The organism is Geobacillus sp. C56-T2, from assembly GCF_007829715.1.
Classification (GTDB): Bacteria; Bacillota; Bacilli; order Bacillales; family Anoxybacillaceae; genus Geobacillus; species Geobacillus icigianus.
This window is the reverse complement of sequence record NZ_VJWB01000001.1, coordinates 2,009,658-2,031,035: the sequence shown is the minus strand read 5'-3', so window position 1 is coordinate 2,031,035 and position 21,378 is coordinate 2,009,658. Positions and strand designations below refer to the sequence as shown.

Annotated in this window: 23 protein-coding genes and 3 pseudogenes; 21 read left to right on the top strand and 5 right to left on the bottom strand. The window is 49.1% G+C overall.

Annotated elements, in window-relative coordinates:
* The first annotated feature begins 41 nt into the window (after positions 1-41).
* The 4 genes and pseudogenes from GC56T2_RS10070 to GC56T2_RS10060 form a co-directional block, all read left to right on the top strand.
* The gene (locus GC56T2_RS10070) at positions 42-395 is read left to right on the top strand and encodes a cytochrome ubiquinol oxidase subunit I (protein WP_255516068.1); all 354 of its coding nucleotides are present in this window, start codon (positions 42-44) and stop codon (positions 393-395) included.
* A complete protein-coding gene (locus tag GC56T2_RS10065) occupies positions 392-1,420 on the top strand; it encodes a cytochrome d ubiquinol oxidase subunit II (RefSeq protein ID WP_144974911.1) in 1,029 nt (342 codons plus the stop codon). Before GC56T2_RS10070 ends, GC56T2_RS10065 begins: the two co-directional genes overlap by 4 nt.
* A complete protein-coding gene (gene cydS / locus GC56T2_RS18460; RefSeq protein ID WP_013145009.1) occupies positions 1,417-1,509 on the top strand; it encodes a cytochrome bd oxidase small subunit CydS family protein in 93 nt (30 codons plus the stop codon). The genes GC56T2_RS10065 and cydS overlap by 4 nt, the downstream gene beginning before the upstream one ends.
* A 180-nt stretch (positions 1,510-1,689) precedes the next feature.
* Positions 1,690-2,256 (top strand): annotated as a pseudogene (locus GC56T2_RS10060) (MFS transporter); the annotation flags it as partial.
* Between the two features lie 59 nt (positions 2,257-2,315).
* Here the strand turns inward: GC56T2_RS10060 and GC56T2_RS10055 are convergent.
* Positions 2,316-3,503 (bottom strand): IS701 family transposase, encoded by a 1,188-nt coding sequence (locus GC56T2_RS10055; RefSeq protein WP_144972415.1) that lies wholly within the window; start codon positions 3,501-3,503, stop codon positions 2,316-2,318.
* A gap of 119 nt (positions 3,504-3,622) precedes the next feature.
* On the opposite strand from GC56T2_RS10055, the pseudogene GC56T2_RS10050 reads away from it, so the two are divergent.
* Positions 3,623-4,303, top strand: a pseudogene (locus GC56T2_RS10050) (MFS transporter); the annotation flags it as partial.
* Between the two features lie 5 nt (positions 4,304-4,308).
* Here the strand turns inward: GC56T2_RS10050 and GC56T2_RS10045 are convergent.
* Positions 4,309-4,525 (bottom strand): annotated as a pseudogene (locus GC56T2_RS10045) (hypothetical protein); the annotation flags it as partial.
* 518 nt (positions 4,526-5,043) lie between these two features.
* Here GC56T2_RS10045 and GC56T2_RS10040 point away from each other — a divergent pair.
* A complete protein-coding gene (locus GC56T2_RS10040; RefSeq protein WP_144974909.1) occupies positions 5,044-6,306 on the top strand; it encodes a glycoside hydrolase family 18 protein in 1,263 nt (420 codons plus the stop codon).
* Positions 6,307-6,691: 385 nt separating this feature from the next.
* On the opposite strand, the gene GC56T2_RS10030 is transcribed toward GC56T2_RS10040, so the two are convergent.
* Positions 6,692-8,350: an IS1634 family transposase gene (locus GC56T2_RS10030; protein WP_144972777.1), complete on the bottom strand. Its 1,659-nt coding sequence runs from the start codon at positions 8,348-8,350 to the stop codon at positions 6,692-6,694.
* A gap of 240 nt (positions 8,351-8,590) precedes the next feature.
* On the opposite strand from GC56T2_RS10030, the gene GC56T2_RS10025 reads away from it, so the two are divergent.
* The 14 genes from GC56T2_RS10025 to GC56T2_RS09960 all read left to right on the top strand — a co-directional run bounded on the left by GC56T2_RS10025 (position 8,591) and on the right by GC56T2_RS09960 (position 17,027).
* Positions 8,591-8,980, top strand: a complete 390-nt coding sequence (locus GC56T2_RS10025; protein WP_020278573.1) for a DsrE/DsrF/DrsH-like family protein — start codon at positions 8,591-8,593, stop codon at positions 8,978-8,980.
* A gap of 25 nt (positions 8,981-9,005) precedes the next feature.
* A complete protein-coding gene (locus GC56T2_RS10020; RefSeq protein ID WP_011231561.1) occupies positions 9,006-9,251 on the top strand; it encodes a glutaredoxin family protein in 246 nt (81 codons plus the stop codon).
* 46 nt (positions 9,252-9,297) lie between these two features.
* Positions 9,298-10,425, top strand: coding sequence for an MBL fold metallo-hydrolase (locus GC56T2_RS10015; RefSeq protein ID WP_144974907.1), 1,128 nt, complete (start codon positions 9,298-9,300; stop codon positions 10,423-10,425).
* 174 nt (positions 10,426-10,599) lie between these two features.
* Complete coding sequence (locus GC56T2_RS10010) at positions 10,600-11,169, top strand: class I SAM-dependent methyltransferase (protein ID WP_011231559.1); 570 nt, start codon at positions 10,600-10,602, stop codon at positions 11,167-11,169.
* Between the two features lie 507 nt (positions 11,170-11,676).
* Complete coding sequence (locus tag GC56T2_RS10005; protein ID WP_370454543.1) at positions 11,677-12,072, top strand: rhodanese-like domain-containing protein; 396 nt, start codon at positions 11,677-11,679, stop codon at positions 12,070-12,072.
* Complete coding sequence (locus GC56T2_RS10000) at positions 12,039-12,299, top strand: metal-sensitive transcriptional regulator (protein WP_044743707.1); 261 nt, start codon at positions 12,039-12,041, stop codon at positions 12,297-12,299. The genes GC56T2_RS10005 and GC56T2_RS10000 overlap by 34 nt, the downstream gene beginning before the upstream one ends.
* A gap of 104 nt (positions 12,300-12,403) precedes the next feature.
* The gene (locus tag GC56T2_RS09995) at positions 12,404-12,631 is read left to right on the top strand and encodes a sulfurtransferase TusA family protein (protein WP_011231556.1); all 228 of its coding nucleotides are present in this window, start codon (positions 12,404-12,406) and stop codon (positions 12,629-12,631) included.
* Between the two features lie 50 nt (positions 12,632-12,681).
* A complete protein-coding gene (locus GC56T2_RS09990) occupies positions 12,682-13,164 on the top strand; it encodes a DsrE/DsrF/DrsH-like family protein (RefSeq protein ID WP_013524024.1) in 483 nt (160 codons plus the stop codon).
* A 14-nt stretch (positions 13,165-13,178) separates the two neighbouring features.
* The gene (locus GC56T2_RS09985) at positions 13,179-13,544 is read left to right on the top strand and encodes a rhodanese-like domain-containing protein (RefSeq protein WP_033012001.1); all 366 of its coding nucleotides are present in this window, start codon (positions 13,179-13,181) and stop codon (positions 13,542-13,544) included.
* Positions 13,545-13,556: 12 nt separating this feature from the next.
* The gene (locus GC56T2_RS09980) at positions 13,557-13,853 is read left to right on the top strand and encodes a rhodanese-like domain-containing protein (RefSeq protein ID WP_095859509.1); all 297 of its coding nucleotides are present in this window, start codon (positions 13,557-13,559) and stop codon (positions 13,851-13,853) included.
* Positions 13,854-13,889: 36 nt separating this feature from the next.
* Complete coding sequence (locus GC56T2_RS09975) at positions 13,890-14,459, top strand: sulfurtransferase TusA family protein (protein WP_144974905.1); 570 nt, start codon at positions 13,890-13,892, stop codon at positions 14,457-14,459.
* 51 nt (positions 14,460-14,510) lie between these two features.
* Complete coding sequence (locus GC56T2_RS09970; RefSeq protein WP_144974903.1) at positions 14,511-15,647, top strand: MBL fold metallo-hydrolase; 1,137 nt, start codon at positions 14,511-14,513, stop codon at positions 15,645-15,647.
* A gap of 83 nt (positions 15,648-15,730) precedes the next feature.
* Positions 15,731-16,513: a sulfite exporter TauE/SafE family protein gene (locus GC56T2_RS09965; RefSeq protein WP_144974901.1), complete on the top strand. Its 783-nt coding sequence runs from the start codon at positions 15,731-15,733 to the stop codon at positions 16,511-16,513.
* 130 nt (positions 16,514-16,643) lie between these two features.
* Positions 16,644-17,027 (top strand): DUF302 domain-containing protein, encoded by a 384-nt coding sequence (locus GC56T2_RS09960; protein ID WP_144974899.1) that lies wholly within the window; start codon positions 16,644-16,646, stop codon positions 17,025-17,027.
* 286 nt (positions 17,028-17,313) lie between these two features.
* Here the strand turns inward: GC56T2_RS09960 and desB are convergent, their stop codons facing one another.
* Together desB and GC56T2_RS09950 are read right to left on the bottom strand one after the other, a co-directional pair.
* Positions 17,314-18,432, bottom strand: coding sequence for a Delta(10) desaturase DesB (gene desB / locus GC56T2_RS09955; RefSeq protein ID WP_144974896.1), 1,119 nt, complete (start codon positions 18,430-18,432; stop codon positions 17,314-17,316).
* A 333-nt stretch (positions 18,433-18,765) separates the two neighbouring features.
* Positions 18,766-19,185: an EamA family transporter gene (locus tag GC56T2_RS09950; RefSeq protein ID WP_231559827.1), complete on the bottom strand. Its 420-nt coding sequence runs from the start codon at positions 19,183-19,185 to the stop codon at positions 18,766-18,768.
* A 315-nt stretch (positions 19,186-19,500) separates the two neighbouring features.
* Between GC56T2_RS09950 and GC56T2_RS09945 the strand changes: the two genes are divergently transcribed.
* Complete coding sequence (locus tag GC56T2_RS09945) at positions 19,501-20,361, top strand: Cof-type HAD-IIB family hydrolase (RefSeq protein WP_144974894.1); 861 nt, start codon at positions 19,501-19,503, stop codon at positions 20,359-20,361.
* The last annotated feature ends 1,017 nt before the right edge of the window (positions 20,362-21,378 follow it).

Genomic DNA, 21,378 nt, shown 5'->3' with positions numbered 1-21,378 from the left:
TAAGAGAGCATGTTTTGTGGGATCATAAAAATGACTAGTTTGTGATATTTATCACAAAATTTGTTGTGCATGAATGTCGATGGGAGAGGAGGATCGTGGGGAAACGGCAAGAAAAATGGTTTTTTGGACTGTTAGCGGCAGGAGGGCCGTTGTCGATGATCGCGATTGAGGCCGGATGGTACTTGGCGGAGGTTGGACGGCAACCTTGGATTTTGCGCGGCTATATGAAAACGGTAGAGGCCGCGACATTATCTGCCCATGTCGATCTGATGCTTGTCTTGTTTTGCCTGTTATACCTCGTGTTAGGAATCGCAAGCGTAATAGTCCTTGTTCGTTTGTTCCGCCGCAACCCGGTTGAGCGAGAATTGGCGGAGCGCGGGGAGGTGGAACTATGACGCTTGAATTTATTGGTGTTTCGGTGTTATGGTTGTTTCTGTTTGGTTATATTATTATCGCTTCGATCGACTTCGGGGCTGGGTTTTTCAGTGCCTACAGCCATTGGGCGAACAAACAGCATATTTTGCATCGCATCATTCAGCGCTACCTTTCGCCGGTGTGGGAAGTGACGAACGTCTTTCTCGTCTTTTTCTTTGTCGGCGTCGTCGGCTTTTTCCCAAAGACAGCTTATTATTACGGATCGATTTTGCTGGTTCCGGCCAGCCTTTCCATTATTTTGCTTGCCATCCGCGGTTCGTACTACGCGTTTCACACGTACGGGGGGACGGAGCGGAACTGGTATTTGCTCGCTTACGGATTGACAGGATTGTTCATCCCGGCATCACTGTCCATCGTCTTAACGATTTCAGAAGGCGGATTTGCTGAAAAAAACGGGGACTCCCTGATGCTTGATTACGGCAAGTTGTTTGCCAGCCCTCTATCATGGAGCATCGTGCTGTTAAGCGTCACAAGCGTTTTGTACATTTCCGCTGTGTTTTTGACGTATTATGCAGACGCGGCTGGAGATGAACGAGCGCGAGCATTGTTGCGCCGCTATGCTCTTATTTGGAGCGGGCCGACGATGTTATCGGCACTGCTCATCATTTACCAGCTACGCTACCATAATCCTGAACATTACGCAAATTTGTGGAACATGTCCTGGATGTTTGGCGTTTCTTTTCTCTTTTTTGCGTTCACCGTTTGGCTTCTTTGGCGGCAAAGGCGGTTCGGCTGGGCGTTTATTGCGCTTTTGTGTCAATATGCGTTCGCCTTTTACGCTTACGGTATTTCGCACTATCCGTATTTGCTTTACCCGTATTTGACAATTTATGACGGGTTTACGAATGAGACAATGGCTATTGCGCTGATCGTTGCGTTTATTGCTGGCTTGTTTCTTTTGATCCCATCGCTCTATTTGCTGATGCGCCTCTTTTTGTTCAACAAAACGTACGTCAAAGGAAAATGGGAAGGAGGAAAAGGATGATGCAAACGTTTTTGATCACGTATGCACCGATGATCATCGTTGGACTGTCGGTCGTCGTCTCATTCTGGGTGGGCTTGAAAGATGTGTGAGTGAGTAATTGCCTTCTTTATCATTCTAAACCGAGAAGCCCCCACTTCCACGCGTGAGCGTAAGTGGAGGGTGAATTGGTATTCGTCATCGATCTCTCTCTTCCCTCCCACAAATCAAAGATGTAATAATGAAAGATATGTCCCAACACTTTTGGGACATACTCTTGAGAGGTGAAAGGAATGTCTAAAAAAATCGGGATCAAGGAAAATTTATATCAATTTATTTTATTAGTCGTTGCCAATTTATTTGTTGGATCAATGGTAGGGATTGAACGAACTGTTCTACCGTTATTAGGTGAGGAACAGTTTGGTTTGGCTTCTACAAGCGCAGCCCTTTCTTTTATCATTAGTTTTGGTTTTTCTAAGGCGATTGTCAATTATTTTGCAGGGCAAATTGCTGATAAGTTTGGCAGGAAAAGAGTTCTCTTGTTAGGTTGGGTCGTTGGTTTATTTGTACCTATTCTCACTATTTTCGCACATGCATGGTGGGTAATTGTATTTGCAAATATTTTGTTAGGTATTAACCAAGGACTGACTTGGTCAATGACAGTTAATATGAAGATAGACATTTCCAAAGCGAACCAAAGAGGAACAGCAGTAGGTTTGAATGAATTCGCAGGATATTCTGGTGTGGCAATCATGGCTGCAGTATCAGGTTATGTTGCTTCTTCCTACTCGTTAAGACCGGAACCGTTTTATTTAGGAATCGGTATTGTCATTATTGGAATTTTATTATCTTTAATTCTGTAGATGAGCATTTTTCATTACAGTAATTTCCATTCCCTAAGAGACAAACAGGGTCCCCCTTAGGCGACATGGAGCTGTTTTTTAATCACATCAATGGGAATATCTTGTTTTGCGGCGTCATAGATGAACTCGACGACGCTGTGCCCTTTCCGAGACCGAAGAAGCTCCAGGCCGGAAGAGAGGTCTTGTTGAGATTCCGCGATGCTGTATACGCAGGCGAACAGCACCACGGCCCAATACCGTTTCACCGCCCGAATGTGACGAACACGGTATCCATCGAGCTTCAGCTGGTCTTTGGCCTGCCGGAAAAAGCATTCGATCGTCCAGCGCTGGGCATAGTAACGCAAGATCTCTTCATCGCCTAGCTCCCGGTCGGTGCTCAAGACGACATGGAGATGATCCGGCGTCATCGGTTGATTCGCCTTCCAAGCCAGCAGCACCACCGCGTCATCGAGACCATGGATCGCTCCCTCGTAGCGATACACGCGGTAACGCTCCTTCCCCACCGTGACGAGGCGGGTGTCGTTGGGCTCGATATAGCGGGCGAACTTCTTCGCTTGGATGGCGATGCCTTTCGGATAGAGAATCCGGTTCGTCTTGAGCATGGCGATGACATGGAATCCTTGTTTCAGGCAGGCTTCGATGAGCGCTTGGGACGGATACCACGAATCCATGAGCACATACACCGGCTGAGCCCGTTTCCCCTTGAGCGAGGAAAGCATCTCGATCGCTAGGTCGATTTTGCTTCTTCCCGCCGCCTTATCATAGAGACGAAACGCGAACGGAAACGCTTGCGAGAAAGTATGCACCATCAGCCAAACAAGCGAATGCCCCCAGACGGATTGATGATCTTTGTGCGAGTAGTGCCAATCACACCCTTGAATGGCGCGGGCAGCCCGTGACGAAGGCTTCGTTTTTTGACAAATCGTATCATCGATCGAAACAAAAAGGGGTTGATTCTCCTGTTTGGCTAGGCGTTCGATCTGGCGAAGGATCCATTCTTGCAGCTTCTCAAGCAGTTTTTCCTCGTTCCAAGGGCTTTTCGTGAAAAAGTGGCTCAGTGTCGTTCGATGATTCGGGTGAAAACTCCAGTACCGGACATCCGTCAATGTCCCCGAAAATCCCTTGGTCGTCAAGGCGTCGACAAGATGAACGAGATGCTTGATGACCGGCTTCGAGAAATAAAGCGCCAATCCCAGCGTCATGAAAAACTTGTGGATTCCTTGATGATGTGCTAATCTATTCATGAGACATGAACCTCCTTGTGGGTAGTTGGTAGCACATCTATTCTAACCAAGGAATCGGGTTCATGTCTCCTTTTTTGTTTAGTTGTCAATTTATGTTAGCAAATTTGCTCATCTACAGATCTTTAATTGTAAAGGATACCGGGCAGCATCTAAAGATTCAAATTCAAGACAATGCCACAAAAACGAAGAGTAATACTAATTTATCCTCCAAAGAGGTATTTAACTTAACAACATGGAAAGATAAAAACCTTTCCAGTATTAGTTTTTCTGGATTGGCAACGAATTTGAAAGATGGGATGGCTTGGGGGCTCTTTCCTTTATATTTTACTAATGCAGGTTTAAGTGTTAGCCAAACAGGTACAATAATAGCCATATATCCAGCCGCATGGGGATTTTTTCAGCTGTTTACGGGAGTATTGAGCGATAAAGTCGGAAGGAAAAAATTAATTACTTATGGAATGTGGACACAAGCATTTGCCCTTTGGTTTATCTTATTTGTTAACCGTTTTTCTCTATGGATTTTAGGTGCTATTCTTTTAGGTTTGGGTACAGCAATGGTTTACCCAACTTTGCAAGCAGCAATTGGTGATGTTGCATCACCTAACTGGCGCGCATCTTCAATGGGAGTGTACCGTTTTTGGAGAGATAGTGGTTATGCGTTCGGTGCGTTAATTGCTGGAATAATAGCAGATTTATTAGGAGTGACATGGGCAATCGGGATAGTGGCCTTGCTACCGTTTTTTGCTGGAGTCTATTCACGTATGCGGCTGGATGAAACTTTGAAAACAATGGCAAAGTGATGTCATGCCCGTTCGGAAGAAGAACTCAGCAGCTTTCCTGAAAGGTAAGTCGCTTTGTCCACGGCATCTTCCTGATTGACTAGGCGGTTGCGGCAATGAAGATGCATCTGAATCAATGACAGTTGAGCAGAGACAAAAAAAGAAAATGGCGGCATATGATTTTTTGAAGTCTGGCTTGAGGTGATTTCCATCGGCACAATTGTGTTTTCTGCCATTAGTTATGTCGTGAAGACGAAACAAATTAATGAACAAACGTTCCGGCCTTCGCGCCCGTTAATTTGGTTTTTGGCTTCTCTGTTGCTGTTGGCCACCGGATTGTTTGGATATGATTTTTTTACCTTGCTTTAACAGCGGTTTTTTGGCCGCTTTTTGTTTTTTCCTGTTTTAGGATTAAGAGTAGCGTACAAGCAAATGAGAATAAAACAAAAGAACGGCAATGGACTGTCGTGGTTCGCTCAACCAAATCGATACTAGGATGTATTGGAGATTACATACAAGGAGGAGTCCGCGACACAAGGTGTCCCCTCATTGTCTTACAGGAAGGAAGAAGGGGAGTTCAATGTGTGCAGTATAAAGAAAAAAAGAGAGCGCTCTAGGGGGGGATCATACATGCCACAATGGGGAGTAGAACACATACATGGGGTACAGAAGATAGCAAGACAAGGTGCAGATGCGGGCAACAGGCATATATATATATCATATTCGGAAACTTTGTTGTTCCATGCAATGGAGGGACGATCATGTTTATTCACACTGTTCAGCCTGGAGATACGCTTTTTTCCATTAGCAGGCGATACGATTATCCGTTGGAAAGTCTGCGTCTTGTCAATGGCTTAGTTGAAACGAATATTGTGCCTGGTCAAGCATTGCTGATCCCGAGCTATACGTATACAGTACAGCTAGGGGACACGCTCAGCGCCATCGCACGGAAGGCATTTGTGACGGTCGAACAGTTGCGGTCGGCCAACCCGACAGTGAATCCGTATAGAATGTATCCAAGAATGAAAATTTCTATTCCTGATATTTCTTCGTATCGAGCCATAACGTTAGCTTATTATATTTTCCGCGAACCGAACGTAGATCGGGCGTTCGTGCGGGATTTCGCTCCGTATTCATCATACATCGCTTTGTTCGAATATCGTTTCGCGCCCAATGGCGATATTGTCACGATGCGGGATGACGCCGCAGCGATTGAAACAGCATGGCAAAACCGCGTCACCCCCATCGCGGTAGTGACGAATCTAACATCGGAAGGGTTTAGTCCGAGACTGGCGAGCCAAGTGCTGAACAATCCGGAAGCGAGAGCGAATTTGGTTGAGAACATTTTTTATTTAGTGTCACGAAAGGGCTATGGTGGTGTCAATATTGATTTTGAGCAAATTCGCGGCGAGGATCGTGATTTGTTTACTGGCTTTTTGCGTCAGCTACGCGATCGGTTAAAACCGGCTGGATATGTTTTGACGATCGCCGTTCCAGCGAAAACAAGCGAGGAGATCCCTTGGCTCAAAGGCTACGATTACGGCGGCATTGGCGCGGTCGTCGACTATATGTTTATCATGGCATACGATTGGCACCATTTAACAAGTGAGCCAGGTCCAGTCGCTCCGATTCAGGAGGTGAAATCCGCTCTTCAGTTTGCTGTCGAACGTGTGCCTCGAAAAAAAATATTGCTCGGACTCCCATTATATGGATACGATTGGATCATTCCGTACCAGTCCGGGACATTGGCGGATGCTCTCTCCAACCAAGAGGCGGTTTTAACCGCTATGCGGTATCAATCGCCCATTCAGTATTCATTGGAATATGAATCGCCTTTTTTCCGGTATAAGGATGAGCTAGGAAATATCCATGAGGTATGGTTTGAAGATGTCAGAAGCATGGGGCAGAAAATGAAATTGGCTCGTCAATATCGGATTGCAGGCGTTGGGGCATGGGAGTTGAAGTTAAGATTTGCGCCAGGGCCGTGGCTTCTGAGAAAGTTTTTTACCGTAATCAAAGTGTAATGAATCGTGCGAAGTAGTGTTGATGGGGATATGAAAATGGAACGAAGTAATGGTAAGAAGTAAAGAACACGGGTGGCTGTTTTCTTTGCCGTTCGTAAAGAAAGTGTTTATAGCCATCGTCTTAGTTCGTGTCTCAATAGGGGTTATGGTGGATGGTTCTTTGGAGCATCAACGTGAGTGACTGTGGAATTGGATACAGGGGAATATGGGGATGCGCCGAAAAAGCAGCGAAAATAACGCTGCTTTTTTGTTGACAACTCACATTTCGCACCCTAACAAGGTCAAAACAAAGGATTTTTTATTTAGTTTTTCAGAATAACTTTTTGACCAACACAACGAGCGATGGCTATCCTTTTTTTACCATCGCTGGTCGTTCCGTATGACGTTACACGTAAATGCTCTCATCCAGCCCCAACCCCTGCAGAATCCTTCGTTGTTCAGGGGTGAGGGAGCGATCCAGTGAGCGTTGGATGCGCCCATCCGGCAGCTCCAGGAGGACGACGTTCACATATTGAAACAGCTGAAAAATCGCCTGTCCCGTCGGCCGGGTCAGCTTGCGGCCTCCAGGACCCTTCAACGGGTGTTCTGGAGTAATAAACTGACGCACTCGGCGCTGAAAAACGCGGTAAATCGCCAAGGCCAACAGAAACAAATAGCCTAATACTGCGACCCGTTCTGGTTTTTTGACGTAAATCTCATCCGTGAAAAACGGATCTTTCAAAAAAGCGAAGTTCATTTCCACCGAGATCTGCCCTTTATATAGCTTCAAGATCTCTTGGGCATCCATTTGTTGGCCCTTCCATTCCTCCGGAACGGTCGTGACGAGGACAAACCGGGACGCTTTCCGTCTTGCCTGTTCCCACGCGTTTTGGTCGAATTCGACGTCAAGGCGCAAGAGATACCGCGTCTCCATCTCGGGTTCCACCCCTTTTTTCGGCCGTCCGCGCCGTTTTTTCGGGCGTACGATCTCTTCGACCGCGGCCTTGACCTGATGAAACCGTGGGCGAAGGGACATCTTGAGGGACGCCAAGGCTTGTTCAGCGTCTTCCCGGCACGAGAAAGGGTGGCGCTCCCAATGGGCTTGTTCCTCGCGAAGAAGCTCCGCTTCTTTGGTTCGTTCTTTTTCGAGCGTCTTTCCTTTTCGCTGGTCGAGCGCACTCGATTCGACGACGATCAGCCGAACGGGGTGGCCTTCATAGGTGGAGGATGTTTCCCATACCCGGTACGTGGCGCCGTTTCTCTCCGCCAGCGTAAAGGGTTCGCTCCACGGGATGTGAGGCGAATCGGCCTCCGCTAATGCCCGTTTCACGATCCGAAGCGACGAAGGGCCTCGGGTGATCAAAAAGGCGTTGGCCGCTTTGGTTTGCGCCAGAGTGTCTTTTGTCATCGCGGCGGAATCGGCCACGTAAATCCATTCGTCTTCCATCTTGGCTTGTTTGAGCTGTTCGTGGACACGGGACAGCACCTCCGGATTCCACGTTTTGTCAGGCAGGTTGCCGTCGTGCACATCGCCGTAAAACGGGATGCCGTCCTCGTTGCCGACCAGTCCGAAACCGATCTGTTTTTGCCAACGATGATGGCGGTTATAGCCATGTGTGATTTGTAAGGCCTCTAACGAGGCCGATTCATACGCGCCGTAAACGGTCTTGTCCGTCGTATCGGCGTGAAAGGCTCGGAGGGAAAGGCCTTCTTTGCGATAAATGTGAATCAAGCAAGTGCTGATCACCTTGTGAATATCGGCCTCATACAAGCGGTCGAGATGACGAGCCAAGGCATCGTCGTTCAACCAGGAAGGATGGAGACCGGGACGGATGAGTTTCTCTAGATCGATCTCCTGAGCCCATCGTTCCACGTGAACGAGGGCTTGCCGGCCGTCAAACATATTGTAGATGATGGCCTGAACGGCATCGCTGACTCGAGTCTGGCACTGTGGATCAACGGGAACGAGATGGTCAATCAATTGGGGCAGGCCCAGTTTCTTGAATAGGGCACTTATTATATTCAAATAATCATTACGATAGACCTTTTTGACTTGAACGTTCATGAGAGAAAAACTCCTTCACTTTCCTTGTGTGTCAAGGATTCATTCGACATCGGAACGAAAAAATCCTCCCGATTTTCGTCGAGAGGGTGCGAAATGTGAGTGACAAACAAAAAAGCATTCGATAACATGGTTAGTGTAATACACATACATGTATATGTATGGGTCTAGGCAGCATGTATGTATAGAATTGAGTTAAGTACTCAAACATAATTACGAAAATATTCAAGGAGGTTGTTTTCGATGAAAGTGGCGATTATTGCAGCAAACGGCGGGTTGTTTGATGCGTACAAGGTGTTTAACATTGCGACAGCGGCTGCGGCGGCAGACGCAGAAGTCGGCGTGTTTTTCACGTTTGAAGGGTTGAACCTCATCCATAAAGAGGCGCACAAACAATTGCCGATTCCTGAAGGGAAAGAGCATTTCCAACAAGGGTTCCAAAAAGCGAACGTTCCATCGATTGCCGAATTGCTTCAAATGGCGCAAGAGATGGGTGTCAAACTGATTGCTTGCCAAATGACGATGGATGTCATGGGGCTTGACAAAAACCAATTCGTCGATGGCATTGAGGTGGCGGGAGCAGCGACGTTCCTGCAGTTTGCGAAAGACGCCGATATTACATTGGCCTTCTAATCGAAGGAGAGGAGGAAAGAGAATCATGGCACAAGTTACTGTTTATACTACAACGACGTGCCCGTACTGCGTCATGGCGAAAAACTTTTTGCGCGCTCAAGGGATTCCGTTTAAAGAAGTGAATGTCGAATTCGACCCGGAAGCAGCGCGCAGACTGGTGGAAACGACGGGGCAAATGGGCGTGCCCCAAATCGAAATCGGTGGCCGTTGGGTGCTCGGGTATGATCCAGATGCCATTATGGCATTGTGGAATCAGACGAATCATCGTTGAGAATAATGGACCATTGACAAAACCATAAGATCAGGAGGGGATATCGTTGGCAAAAACGATTTCGGTCAAAGAGATCGCCAATAAAATTATGCGCGGCGAGGAGTTGTTTATCGTAGACGCCCGCAATCCCGAAGATTTTGCTGATTGGCGTATTGAAGGAAAAGGAGTCGAAGTCGTCAACATTCCGTATTTTGAAGTGTTGGATGGCATTGAACCATATTTGGACCGTTTGCCGAAAGATAAAAGCAAAACGATTTATGCCGTTTGCGCGAAGGGCGGTTCGTCAGAGTTTGTGGCCGAACAGTTGGAAGCAGCGGGCTATACGGACGTTTATTCGATCGAAGGCGGGATGAAGGCATGGAGCGAGCATTTGGAACCCGTAAAAATCGGTGAGCTGAAAAGCGGAGGGACGATTTACCAATTCGTCCGCCTTGGCAAAGGGTGTCTCTCGTATCTTGTCGAATCGAACGGTGAGGGGGCGTTGATCGATACGAACCGCATGACTGACGCTTACGTCCGTTTTGCGAACGAACACGGCATTACAATCAAGCATGTGCTCGATACGCACTTGCATGCCGACCATATTTCTGGCGGGCGTAAGTTGGCGGAAGAACTGGGTGCGACGTATTACTTGCCGCCGAAAGACGCAGAAGAGGTGACGTTTACCTACACACCGATTCAAGATGGCGACCGCATCCACGTTGGCCATGTCGTGATTGAAGCGTTGTATTCACCGGGACATACGATCGGCAGTACATCGTTTATCGTAGACGATCAATATTTGTTAACCGGTGATATTTTATTCATCGACTCGATCGGGCGCCCGGATCTTGCTGGGAAAGCGCAAGACTGGGTGAGCGATCTGCGGGAAACCCTTTATCGTCGTTATAAACAATTGGCGGATGATTTAATTGTGTTGCCAGCCCATTATATGGGGCCGAAGGAAATGAACGAGGACGGCAGTGTCGCTGAACGGTTGGGGATTTTGTATAAGAAAAATCACGGACTGAATATTTCTAGTGATGAAGAGTTTCGTCGTACCGTGACAGAAAACTTGCCGCCGCAACCGAACGCTTATCAGGAAATTCGGCAGACCAATATGGGGAAACTGCATCCGACAGAAGACGAACAACGGGAAATGGAAATCGGTCCAAACCGTTGCGCCGTTCGATAAAAAAGGAGCCGGCGTTTTCGAATGCCGGCTTTTTTCATCGGGTTGAACAATTGAGATTTCGTAGTTCTGGAAACCAAACCGCGCAGCAGTTGTTTAATGCTATGATCCTGTGTTGATGAAGGAGAAAATGGAGAATACGATTAAAATGAAAAGTCCGGAATCGGAGGGAAACGAATGACAGGGCATCGTTTTCATCATGAACATGCGGAACGGTTGTTGGATCCGAAGCGCAAAGAATGGATCGACCCGGAGAAGGCGGTTTCGGTGTTGTCAGTGAAACCGGACGATACGATTATGGATCTAGGGGCAGGGAACGGCTATTTCACGATTCCGTTGGCGCAAGCAACGAACGGGAACGTATATGCGGTTGACGTGCAGCCTGAGATGATCGAATTGCTAAAGCAGCGGGCGCGACAGCTAGGAATGACGAACATACAGTACCAAGTCGCGGATGTCGTTTCGACGTCGCTGCCTTCCCGCTCCATCGATAAAGGCATCATGGCGTTTGTCTTTCATGAAGTAGAACAAAAAGACGCTGCCATTGACGAAATTCGCCGTGTGATGAAGCCGGACGGGACGTTCCTGTTGATTGAATGGGAAGCGATAGAAAGCGAAATGGGACCGCCCTTGTATGAGCGCATCCCGTCCGATCAGTTGCTTTCCTATATGAAACAAAAAGCGGGTCATGTGGAACTCGTCCGTTTCCATCCAGCTGTCTATGGCTTGTTGATTCGTTGGACGTAATCCGATTTTTCAGAGGGCGGATAGTCGCACCGAGTACGCGGTGCAACAATCCGTTTCTTGATTTGAGAAGGTGGATTGTTGAGCATCGTTCTTCATGGTATCACCGGTCTTGTAAAAGGCCGGTGAATCATGGGGACTACAAGGAACAAAAAACTGATGTGACAAAGTTTCTCTATATTTGATAAATATTGTCGGAAAATAGCGTGTTTCGTTACATCACCAGCTTTTTTGGAAGCCTAGAAGGTTGGTGAAAAACAGCTGTTTGTCTTGATCGATGATTGAACGCGTGAACATAGGGGCTGATGTAACAAGTTTTTTCTACTTGGGAAACGATTCCGAGAAGCGGTTGCGCGAGTAAATCACCAGCCCGCTAGAAAAATGACAGGTTTCCCTGCCTGCAGCGGTTTTTGTGGAAATGCAAGACGGTTGGAAATACATTCCTGTTGATTATATACTATTAGGGGTATATAATCACTTTGCATAGATAAAGAAGAGGAGGGTGAGATATTGATTGGGGGCAGTTTGTTGCTGATTTTTCTCACTTTGTTCATCGTAGCACTGTATCGACGCTACGGTCCGGTAAAAGGCGTTTTGTGTCTTCCGGTCGATCAAGTGCCGAACCGCTTGCTTATTGTCGATTTGCGTGATTATAATGAAATCAACGACCATATGTTTCGCCATGCACTGCATATCCCTGTTGCCTATATCAAACGGCAGCTGTCATCCATTCCGCGGCAGCCATTGCATGTGGTCGCTCAAGATGCGGTCGAAAAAAATATCGGCATTCGGTTGCTGCGCAGCTACGGTTATGAGGTGAAAAGCTACTCAATCGCGGCTTGTGATTGTCAAGAAAGGGGGCGAACGAGCCGGTGGAATATAACAAAGAAGTCAAAAACCGCTTAAAACGGATTGAAGGACAAATTAAAGGTGTCCTCGGCATGATGGAACAAGGCAAAGACTGCAAGAGCGTCGTTTCCCAGCTGTCGGCGGCGCGCAATGCCATTGACCGCGCCATTGCGGTGATCGTCAGTACCAATTTGGAACATTGCCTGCGGGAAAACATGGAAAAAGGAGAAAGCACAGACCATCTTGTCAAAGAAGCCATCGAACTGTTGGTTAAAAGCCGTTAATGCGTTGCTCAACAAAAAGGTGTTGACAACGTTCTTTTTCTTGTAGTAATATACCCATAGGGGTAATGGTAATAAACTTTATCTAACCAAGGAGGTCATCAATGATGAATGTAGCAAAAGTATTGGATGCCAAAGGACTAGCTTGCCCGATGCCGGTGGTGAGAGCGAAAAAAGCGATGGACGAATTGCAATCAGGTCAAGTGCTCGAGGTGCACACAACCGATAAAGGGGCGAAAAACGATTTGCCGGCATGGGCGAAAGCGAGCGGCCATACGGTGCTTGATATGAAAGAAGACAATGGTGTGTTGATGTTCTGGATTCAAAAAGGATAATTTTCACCTTTTTGTATACCCATACAGGTATAAGGAGAGGAGGTAGCAAGATGACACAGCCGAAGAAAAAGACAACGATCATTTTGTTCAGCGGCGACTATGATAAGGCGATGGCGGCTTACATCATCGCCAACGGCGCTGCGGCTTATGATCATGACGTGACGATTTTCCACACGTTTTGGGGGCTGAATGCCTTGCGGAAAGAGGCGCCCGTTCCGGTGCAAAAAGGGTTTCTTGAAAAGATGTTCGCCAAAATGATGCCGCGCGGCGCCGACCGCATGGGACTGTCGCGCATGAACTTTGCCGGCATCGGCCCGAAGCTGATCAAAAAGGTGATCAAAAAGCATAACGCCATGCCGCTTCCGCAGTTGATCGAGATGGCGAAAGAGCAGGGTGTGAAGCTTGTCGCCTGTCAAATGACGGTCGATTTGCTTGGACTGAAGCCGGAAGAATTGATTGACGGCATTGAGTTTGCGGGGGTGGCTGCCTATTTGGCCGATGCTTCGGAAGGAAATGTGAACTTATTTATTTAAAATGAGGGAATGGTATGTCGCAAACCATCATCAACATCGTGTTGTTCGTTTTGCTTGCTTGGTTTCTCGCCAGTCGTTTCATTCCGCCGAAAGGAGTGAGGATGATCACGACGGCGGAATTGAAACGCCGGTTAAAAGAACCTGACGTGCAATATATTGACGTGCGCACTCCGATGGAGTTCCGTTCTTTTCACTTGCCAGGATTTCGCAACATCCCGCTGCATGAATTGGCTGCACGCGCTCGCGAACTATCAAAAGAAAAAGAAGTAGTTGTCATTTGCCAAAGCGGAATGAGAAGCCAAAAAGCGAGCAAATTATTAAAGAAAATGGGATTTCAGCACGTAACTAACGTCAAAGGCGGCTTAAACGCCTGGCAGTAGAGGAGGATGACGATGAAAACAATCACACCGAAAGAGGTAGAAGAACGGCTTCGCGCCGGAGAGCCACTTCGAATCATTGACGTGCGCGAGCCGGATGAAGTGGCCGCAGGAAAAATTCCGGGAGCGGTCAACATTCCGCTCGGCTTGATTGAGTTCCGCATGCATGAATTGGACAAAAAGGAAGAATATATTCTTGTCTGCCGTTCCGGCGGACGGAGCGGCCGCGCGGCGGAGTTTCTTGACAGCCGCGGTTACCGCGTCGTCAACATGACAGGCGGCATGTTGTCCTGGGAAGGGCCGATCGAATAAACCGGTCGAATAAACCATCAAGGAGGGAATTTGTCAATGATTAAAGTCGATATGACGGTAGACGCGAAAGGACTGTCCTGTCCGATGCCGATTGTCCGCACGAAAAAGGCCATCGGTGAGCTGCAGCCAGGCCAAGTGCTGGAAGTGCAAGCGACGGATAAGGGCTCCAAAGCCGATATTAAAGCATGGGCGGAAAGCACAGGGCATCAATATTTAGGAACGATTGAAGAAAATGGGGTGTTGAAACATTATATCCGCAAGTCAGCGGAACATGAAACACGCAAAGAAACGACATTCCCTCATGTCGTATCGAATGAACAACTGCAAGAAAAACTTCACGATCCGGATTCGTTTGTCTTGGATGTCCGCGAACCGGCGGAGTATGCGTTTGGCCATATTCCGGGTGCGGTCTCGATTCCACTTGGGGAGCTCGAGAATCGGATGGCTGAGCTTCCGAAAGACAAAACGATTTACGTCGTGTGCCGCACAGGGACGCGGAGCGATTTGGCCGCGCAAAAGCTGGCCGAAAACGGATTTGACCGTGTGCGCAACGTTGTTCCAGGCATGTCGCAATGGAACGGGCCGCTTGATTCCGCTCAATCGTAATAGAGCGGCCTTTTTCAACAATCAAATATACATCGGGGGGTATATGATAAGATGGTGAAAGAAATGACCGTACAACAAATGACGGAAAAGGTGTTAAACAAAGCATCGTTGTTCATCTTGGATGTTCGCAATGAAAGTGATTTTCGCGATTGGAAAATCGAAGGGGAAAACTTCGCGTATTTGAACGTGCCGTATTTCGAATTGATTGACGGCGTGGATTCGATTGTCGACCGTCTTCCGAAAGACCAAGACATCGTCGTCGTGTGTGCGAAGGGCGGATCGGCGGCGTTTGTCGCTGAGCAGCTGGCAGAAGCCGGGTTTGACAACGTGTATACGCTCGCCGGCGGGATGCAGGCGTGGAGCGAGCATCTCCATCAAGCGAAGGTATACGAAGATGATCAATTGAAAATTTACCAATTCATCCGCGTCGGCAAAGGATGCCTGTCGTATATGGTCATCTCAGGAAGCGAAGCGCTTGTCGTCGATCCGTTGCGGTTTGTCGATGTGTATGAACAAGTGGCCAAACAAGAAGGAGTAACGATCACGCATATCGTGGATTCGCACTTGCATGCCGATCATTTGTCCGGAGGCAAAGCGCTGGCCGAACGAACGGGAGCAGCATATTACTTGATGAAAAGCGAAGGGGCGGTGTTCGATTTCAAGCCGCTTGAGCAACATGAAACGATCGACTTTGAAAACGTTCATCTTGAAGTGCTGGCAGTGAAAACGCCGGGCCATACGCCGGGCAGCGTCTCGTTCTTCGTCAACGGAAAATGGTTGTTCTCAGGTGACACCATTTTCGTCGGTGGTCTCGGGCGTCCGGACCTTGGCGGCAAAGTGGCCGAATGGGCGGAAGATTTGTATCACACCGTATATGAAAAAGTGGCAGCCATGGCTGATGATGTCATCGTCCTGCCAGCGCACTACGCGAACTTAGACGAAGAAATCAACGCGGAGGGATATGTCGGCGATACGCTGGGCCGCATCCGCGCCCGCAATGAGATGATGCAAAACAAAGCGAAAGACGAATTCATCGATCTCGTCATCCAAAGCGCCAAAACGGAAACCCCGCCGAACTTCGAAGACATTGTCGCCATCAACCGCGGTCTCAAAACGGTGGATATCGAAACACAACGAGAGCTTGAGATCGGCCCGAACCGCTGCGCGCTGCATCATACTCATGCCTAATGAGCGGTTGCTTAGGTAGAGGGGGATGTGCTGAACAGATCCCCCTCGTTTTTCAATAAAGATCAAGAGAGGAGGCGTAAAAGGTGGACATATCGCTTCAGTTTATCATTGTCATCTTTTTGATCGGCTTTATCGGCTCCTTTATTTCCGGTATGGTCGGCATTGGCGGATCCATTATTAAATATCCGATGCTGCTATACCTCCCGCCGTTGTTTGGGCTGGCGGCGTTCAGCGCCCATGAAGTGTCGGGGATCAGCGCCGTGCAAGTGTTTTTCGCCACGATCGGCGGCGTATGGGCGTACCGGAAGGGCGGCTACTTGAATAAATCGCTCATTTTGTATATGGGGGCAAGCATTTTAATTGGCAGTTTCGTCGGCGGCTATGGCTCGAAGCTAATGAGTGAAGGAGCGATTAACGTTGTCTACGGCGTGCTGGCGGCGTTGGCAGCGATCATGATGTTTGTTCCAAAAAAAGGGATCGATGACATTCCGCTCGACCAAGTGACATTCAACAAATGGCTGGCGGCCGTCTTGGCGTTTCTGATCGGCGTCGGGTCCGGCATCGTCGGGGCGGCGGGGGCATTTCTACTTGTGCCCGTTATGCTCGTCGTCTTGAAAATTCCGACTCGAATGACGATCGCTACTTCTTTGGCGGTGACGTTCATTTCCTCGATCGGCTCGACGTTCGGGAAAATCACCACCGGCCAAGTCGATTACGTTCCAGCGTTCATCATGGTCATCGCAAGTTTGCTTGCCTCACCGCTCGGGGCGAAAGCCGGACAAAAGATGAATACGAAAGTGTTGCAGGTGATCTTGGCAGTATTGATTTTGGCGACAGCATTGAAAATTTGGGTGGATATTTTATGAGTGGATCGATGGACGACGGAAAACGATATGTGTGAAGGCGAAAACGGATCATGTTTCGCCTTTTGTTTTTTACAGATCCGTTTGGGTATGATAAACAGTGGGGAACTATTCGCGAAGGGAAGAATAAGCAATGTTTCATTACACGATTCACGTAACAACAGGTTTGAACGAAACGATCGAGCGTTTGGAAGAACACTTGAAACAAGAAGGATTTGGCGTGCTCTGGCGGTTTAGCGTCACGGAGAAACTGCAAGAGAAAGGACTTGACTTTTCGACGCCGATGGTCATTTTAGAAGTGTGCAACCCGCAAGAAGCGGCGCGGGTGTTAAGTGAAAATCTCTTAGTCGGTTATTTTTTGCCGTGTAAAATCGTCGTCTATGTGGAAAACGGAGTGACAAAGATCGGTATGCCGAAACCGACGATGCTTGTCGGCATGGTCAGTGAACCGGCGCTCGAACAGGTGGCGGCCGATATTGAAAAGCGGTTGATCGCTTGCATCGATCGGTGCCGCTGATGGAACGGGAAACAGAAATCAGCGGCAAACGAACTCGTTTATGGTTGGATCAGCTGCGTGATATGGGAAAGTGGAACAAGAGAGGGCTCACAAAGTGGCGAGCCCTCTCTTGTTTACTGCCTATCTGTATCTGCTCCGTCAAGAAAACGTGTCTCTCGGCTGCATGCCGCGGTCGTTTCGATCTGTTGCAGATCGGCTTGTGCCCGCCACCGCTTTCCTTGCGGCGGATGCAACGACATCGGGCGCTGATGATTCCGGTAATGACACATCGTTTGGTGAGCGGTTTTTATGCCTTGCCGACCCCGGACGCTTTTTTCCATTTTGCCTTCCGCGTCGTCGGCAATGCTTCGGCGTCTTCTTCCTGCCTGCGGGGCGCGATCTCATCGGGATCGAGTCCGTTGCCAAGCGTGCCGTACACATGACCTTGCTTCGGCTCGATGAGCTCATTGTGCTCGTAGTAGATGCGCGGCGTTTTCCAAAGCGCGGCCAGCGCTTTAGTCATCGGCATCTCGTGGTAGCGTTCTGGCCACATCCGTTTGATCTGCTCTTTCACGAGCGGGTAGTATTTTGAGCTCATCGCCGGAAAAAGATGATGTTCGGTATGATACGAGAAATGGAAGTGGAGAACATCCACCCATTTCGGCACGGTGACCGACAAGCTGTTCGCCAACGGGTCGTTGACCGGCACCAACGGATTGAGGCGGTGGTTGGTCGAAATGTAGCCCATGACGATCATGTTGGCGACAAGCAGCGGAAGCAAAAAGGCGAACAGCCACTTTTCCCAGCCGACAAGCCATAACAGCCCGATCCACGTCGTCCACGGCAAGAGAAATTGACATAGGACAACGATGCGATTTTTCCAGCGGAAGTCTTGCCAAAACGAAACGAGCATCCGAATCGAGTGGACGGTAAACATCACCGACAGGGAGGCAAACGCGAAACTAGTGCGAACTGGGAACGGAATGCGGTAGACCCAGCGAAGCAGGCGGCTTTTCGCCAATTGTTCCATGCTTGGCCAGGCGTCAGGGTCTTTTTCTTCATGTTGGGTATGCACATGGTGGGTGGCATTATGCCATTTTCGCCATAGCTTCGGCCCGGTGCAGAGCGGCCAAAAGGCGATCGCCCCAAGAAGATCGCGCAGCCACGGCGTTTTGACGACCGTGCCGTGCAAAATTTCATGGCCTAAAAATCCTAACGCTGCGAAACTGAAACCGAGCACAACGGAAATGAGGAGGTTCCATACCGGGTGAAAGTGGAAAAGGGACACAGCGAGGATGCCGCCAGTGACCACCAACAAATAAGCCAAACCTCCAAACAGACGGGATCTCACAGGCTGAAACGCTTTTTTCGGCAAATGCGGGGAAATTTTCGCCGCATACCAGCCGAACGGGTGAAAATCGTTCATTCCATATCTCCTTCCACATCACTCTTCGCTCGATGTGCCGCGCGATCATGCAAGCGCGGGTTCATCGCCGCGACCATTCATTGAATGAAGGTGATCAAATGCCGAGTGGCTTTTCATCATAGTGAAGACCATCATATCATCTTTTCCTTCGTCCTGTCTATAAAAAAGTAAAAAAATTGTGGCGCCAAGCGAGAATGGAGCGTTTCTCCGTTAAACGGCGGGCTCGTTCGCGGAGCTCGGGAGGGGGCGGAGAGGAGGGCCAGGGCGCATCGTTCCCCTGATGGCCGGCTGGCAGCCGAGAGGGAAGACAAGGCGCCCGCTGAGACGGACGGGCTACAACATCATCAGCAACGTCCCCGCGGTGATGAGCAGCACCCCGATCACGACCTTCGCGGAGAGCGGTTCACCGAGAAACATCGCCGCAAACAAAATCGTCAGCACCAAGCTCGATTTGTCAATGGCCGAGACGCGGGACACATCACCGATTTGGATCGCTTTGTAAAAACAAAGCCATGACAATCCGGTCGCCGCCCCGGACAAACATAAAAACCACCAGCTCTTGGGAGAGATCGATTTGATGCCATGGTGGGCGCCGGTCAACCACACGATGGCCCACGCGAGCACAAGCACAACCGCGGTGCGAATGGCGGTCGCCAAGTGAGAATTGACGTTTTCAATCCCGATTTTCGCCAGCACCGACGTCAACGCCGCGAACACCGCCGCCAACAAGGCGTAAACAATCCACATGGGCATCCCTTCGCTTTCATTGAGAATTTTTTTCATCTATTATACTATGAAAAGCGGGCAGATTTCACGTTTTTGCCATCATTTTGGTATAATAGGGGAGCGCCTACGAGGACGGCTCTAGGAGGCCGGTGATTTCGTGCAAAATACTACTGCTTCCACCTATTTCTCAATTAGAGAAACCTTGTAGAAACAGCCTTCTTTTCTGAATGAAAATGCGATGATTGGGGTGTGACAGCGGTTTTTCACCAGCCTTCTAGTGGAAAGCGAGCCCTTGGTTTATGGTCCGCGGTGTGGAGAACAGCGAAAGAGAGGGATGGATCGATGCTTATTGCCTTAGATATGGATGGAACGCTATTGAACGGGGAGGGGAAAATCAGCGAACCAAATCGACAAGCGATCGCAGCCGCACAAGCGCAAGGCCATATCGTCGCCATCGTCACCGGGCGGGCGCGCAAAGACGCACTCGCCCCGCTTCGCGAGGCGGGGCTCGTCTGCCCGATCGCCAGCTTAAACGGGGCGATCGTCACGCTCGAAGACGGCACTGTCATCAGCGAGGCGCCGCTTGAGCGGGCGGCGGTCCGCCCAGTGCTTGAGTGGGTGCGCGAACAGACGGACTTGTATTGTGAGACGTACACGGGCGATGCGGTCTATGTCGGTTTGCACAACCGCGCTCAGTGGGAAGCGCTCGCTTCGGAGATGGCCGAGGCGGCGCCAGAGGTGAAATGGCTCGTAAACAAACAGTTCCAGCAGGCGCGGGTGACGTACGTCGACGATATCCGCACCGTGTGGGACGACCCGGCGCGGGTGATGTATAAGCTGCTGATTTTCGCCCTTGACCGCAAGCGGCTTCTTGATGCGGCGTCCCGTTTCGCCCTGCTCCCCGGCGTCACGGTCACCTCGTCACATCCGCACAACATTGAGATGAACAACGAACGGGCGACGAAAGGGGAGGCGCTCAAGCAACTCGCCGCCCATTACGGCATCGATATGCGCGATACGGTCGTCTTTGGCGACAGCCATAACGACTTGTCGATGTTTGCGGTGGCGGGCTGCCGCGTCGCCATGGCCAACGCCGCCCCCGAATTGAAAGCGAATAGTGATTTCGTCACCCTCTCCCATGAGGAAGACGGCGTGGCCGTGGGGCTTGAGCAGGTGTTGGCGCGGCGAGGAACAAGCCGATGACCTTCCCTAGCTGCACACCCCAAAACAGCCGCAAAAACGGCAGGGGTGTGCAAGCCTCTTTTTCTTTCGATTCACGAAATATGGTATTGATAGATCAATAGTTTGAACGTTTGGCAATTTCGGTCATCTGTACAAGTTTACATAATCAATTTTTATAGTTTGCGGGAGTGTGAGGGGTGTGCAAAATGGCCTCTTGCCGCCTTAGAGAATCAATGGTAAAATAAAGATGCTGTTGAAGGAATTGGGCCTCGCGGAGAGGATTGAACCAAATAAATTCCTTTTACCAATAATTGAATTTGAAACTAGTTGAAGGAATTGGGCCTCGCGGAGAGGATTGAACCATCTTTTATTGGTGTGGCGGCGTTTTGCAACAAAGTTGCGGTTGAAGGAATTGGGCCTCGCGGAGAGGATTCTTTACCCCTTCGAAAAATGCTAGAAGGCCGGTGATTTAAGGGAGCAGGCCGCTTACCGATCTCGTTTCTCAAATAGAAAAGCTCTGTTGCATCGGTATCGCCTTTTACACACTCCCCCATCGTTCAAAAGAAACAACCGTTTTTGCCTAGCCTTCTAGGGAATGTTTCCCCTGTTTGTCCTCAGTTGACGCTTCACGCGGGATAAAGCCGCAGGAGTCTTGAATCGTTAACGCCTTCACCTGTTTCACGTTCGATAGCTCCTAGGTTCAAAGATGTGTCGTTGGCTTGTTAAAGTGTACAGTTCCGTAAGCTGATGGGCTTTCGCTTATGCTTAGGCATGTTTATTATGTTAATGTCCCCCGCGTAATGGCGATGGGGTGTGTATCTACAAGCTTGAAAGCAATATGGACAGACTTTTGCTTATGAAGCAGCAACAAACTAGACGCCTTATTTTGCCTCTAAAAGAAGCGGGCTGTCACGTCGACTTTTGGTGATGAGAGGTGGAAAATGGGGAAGATTCTCCTAATCTGACGCAAAAATAATTAAAGAATAGTGAAAATTAACTATTTTTATGGTATGATAACCATATCAATCTAGAAATTTC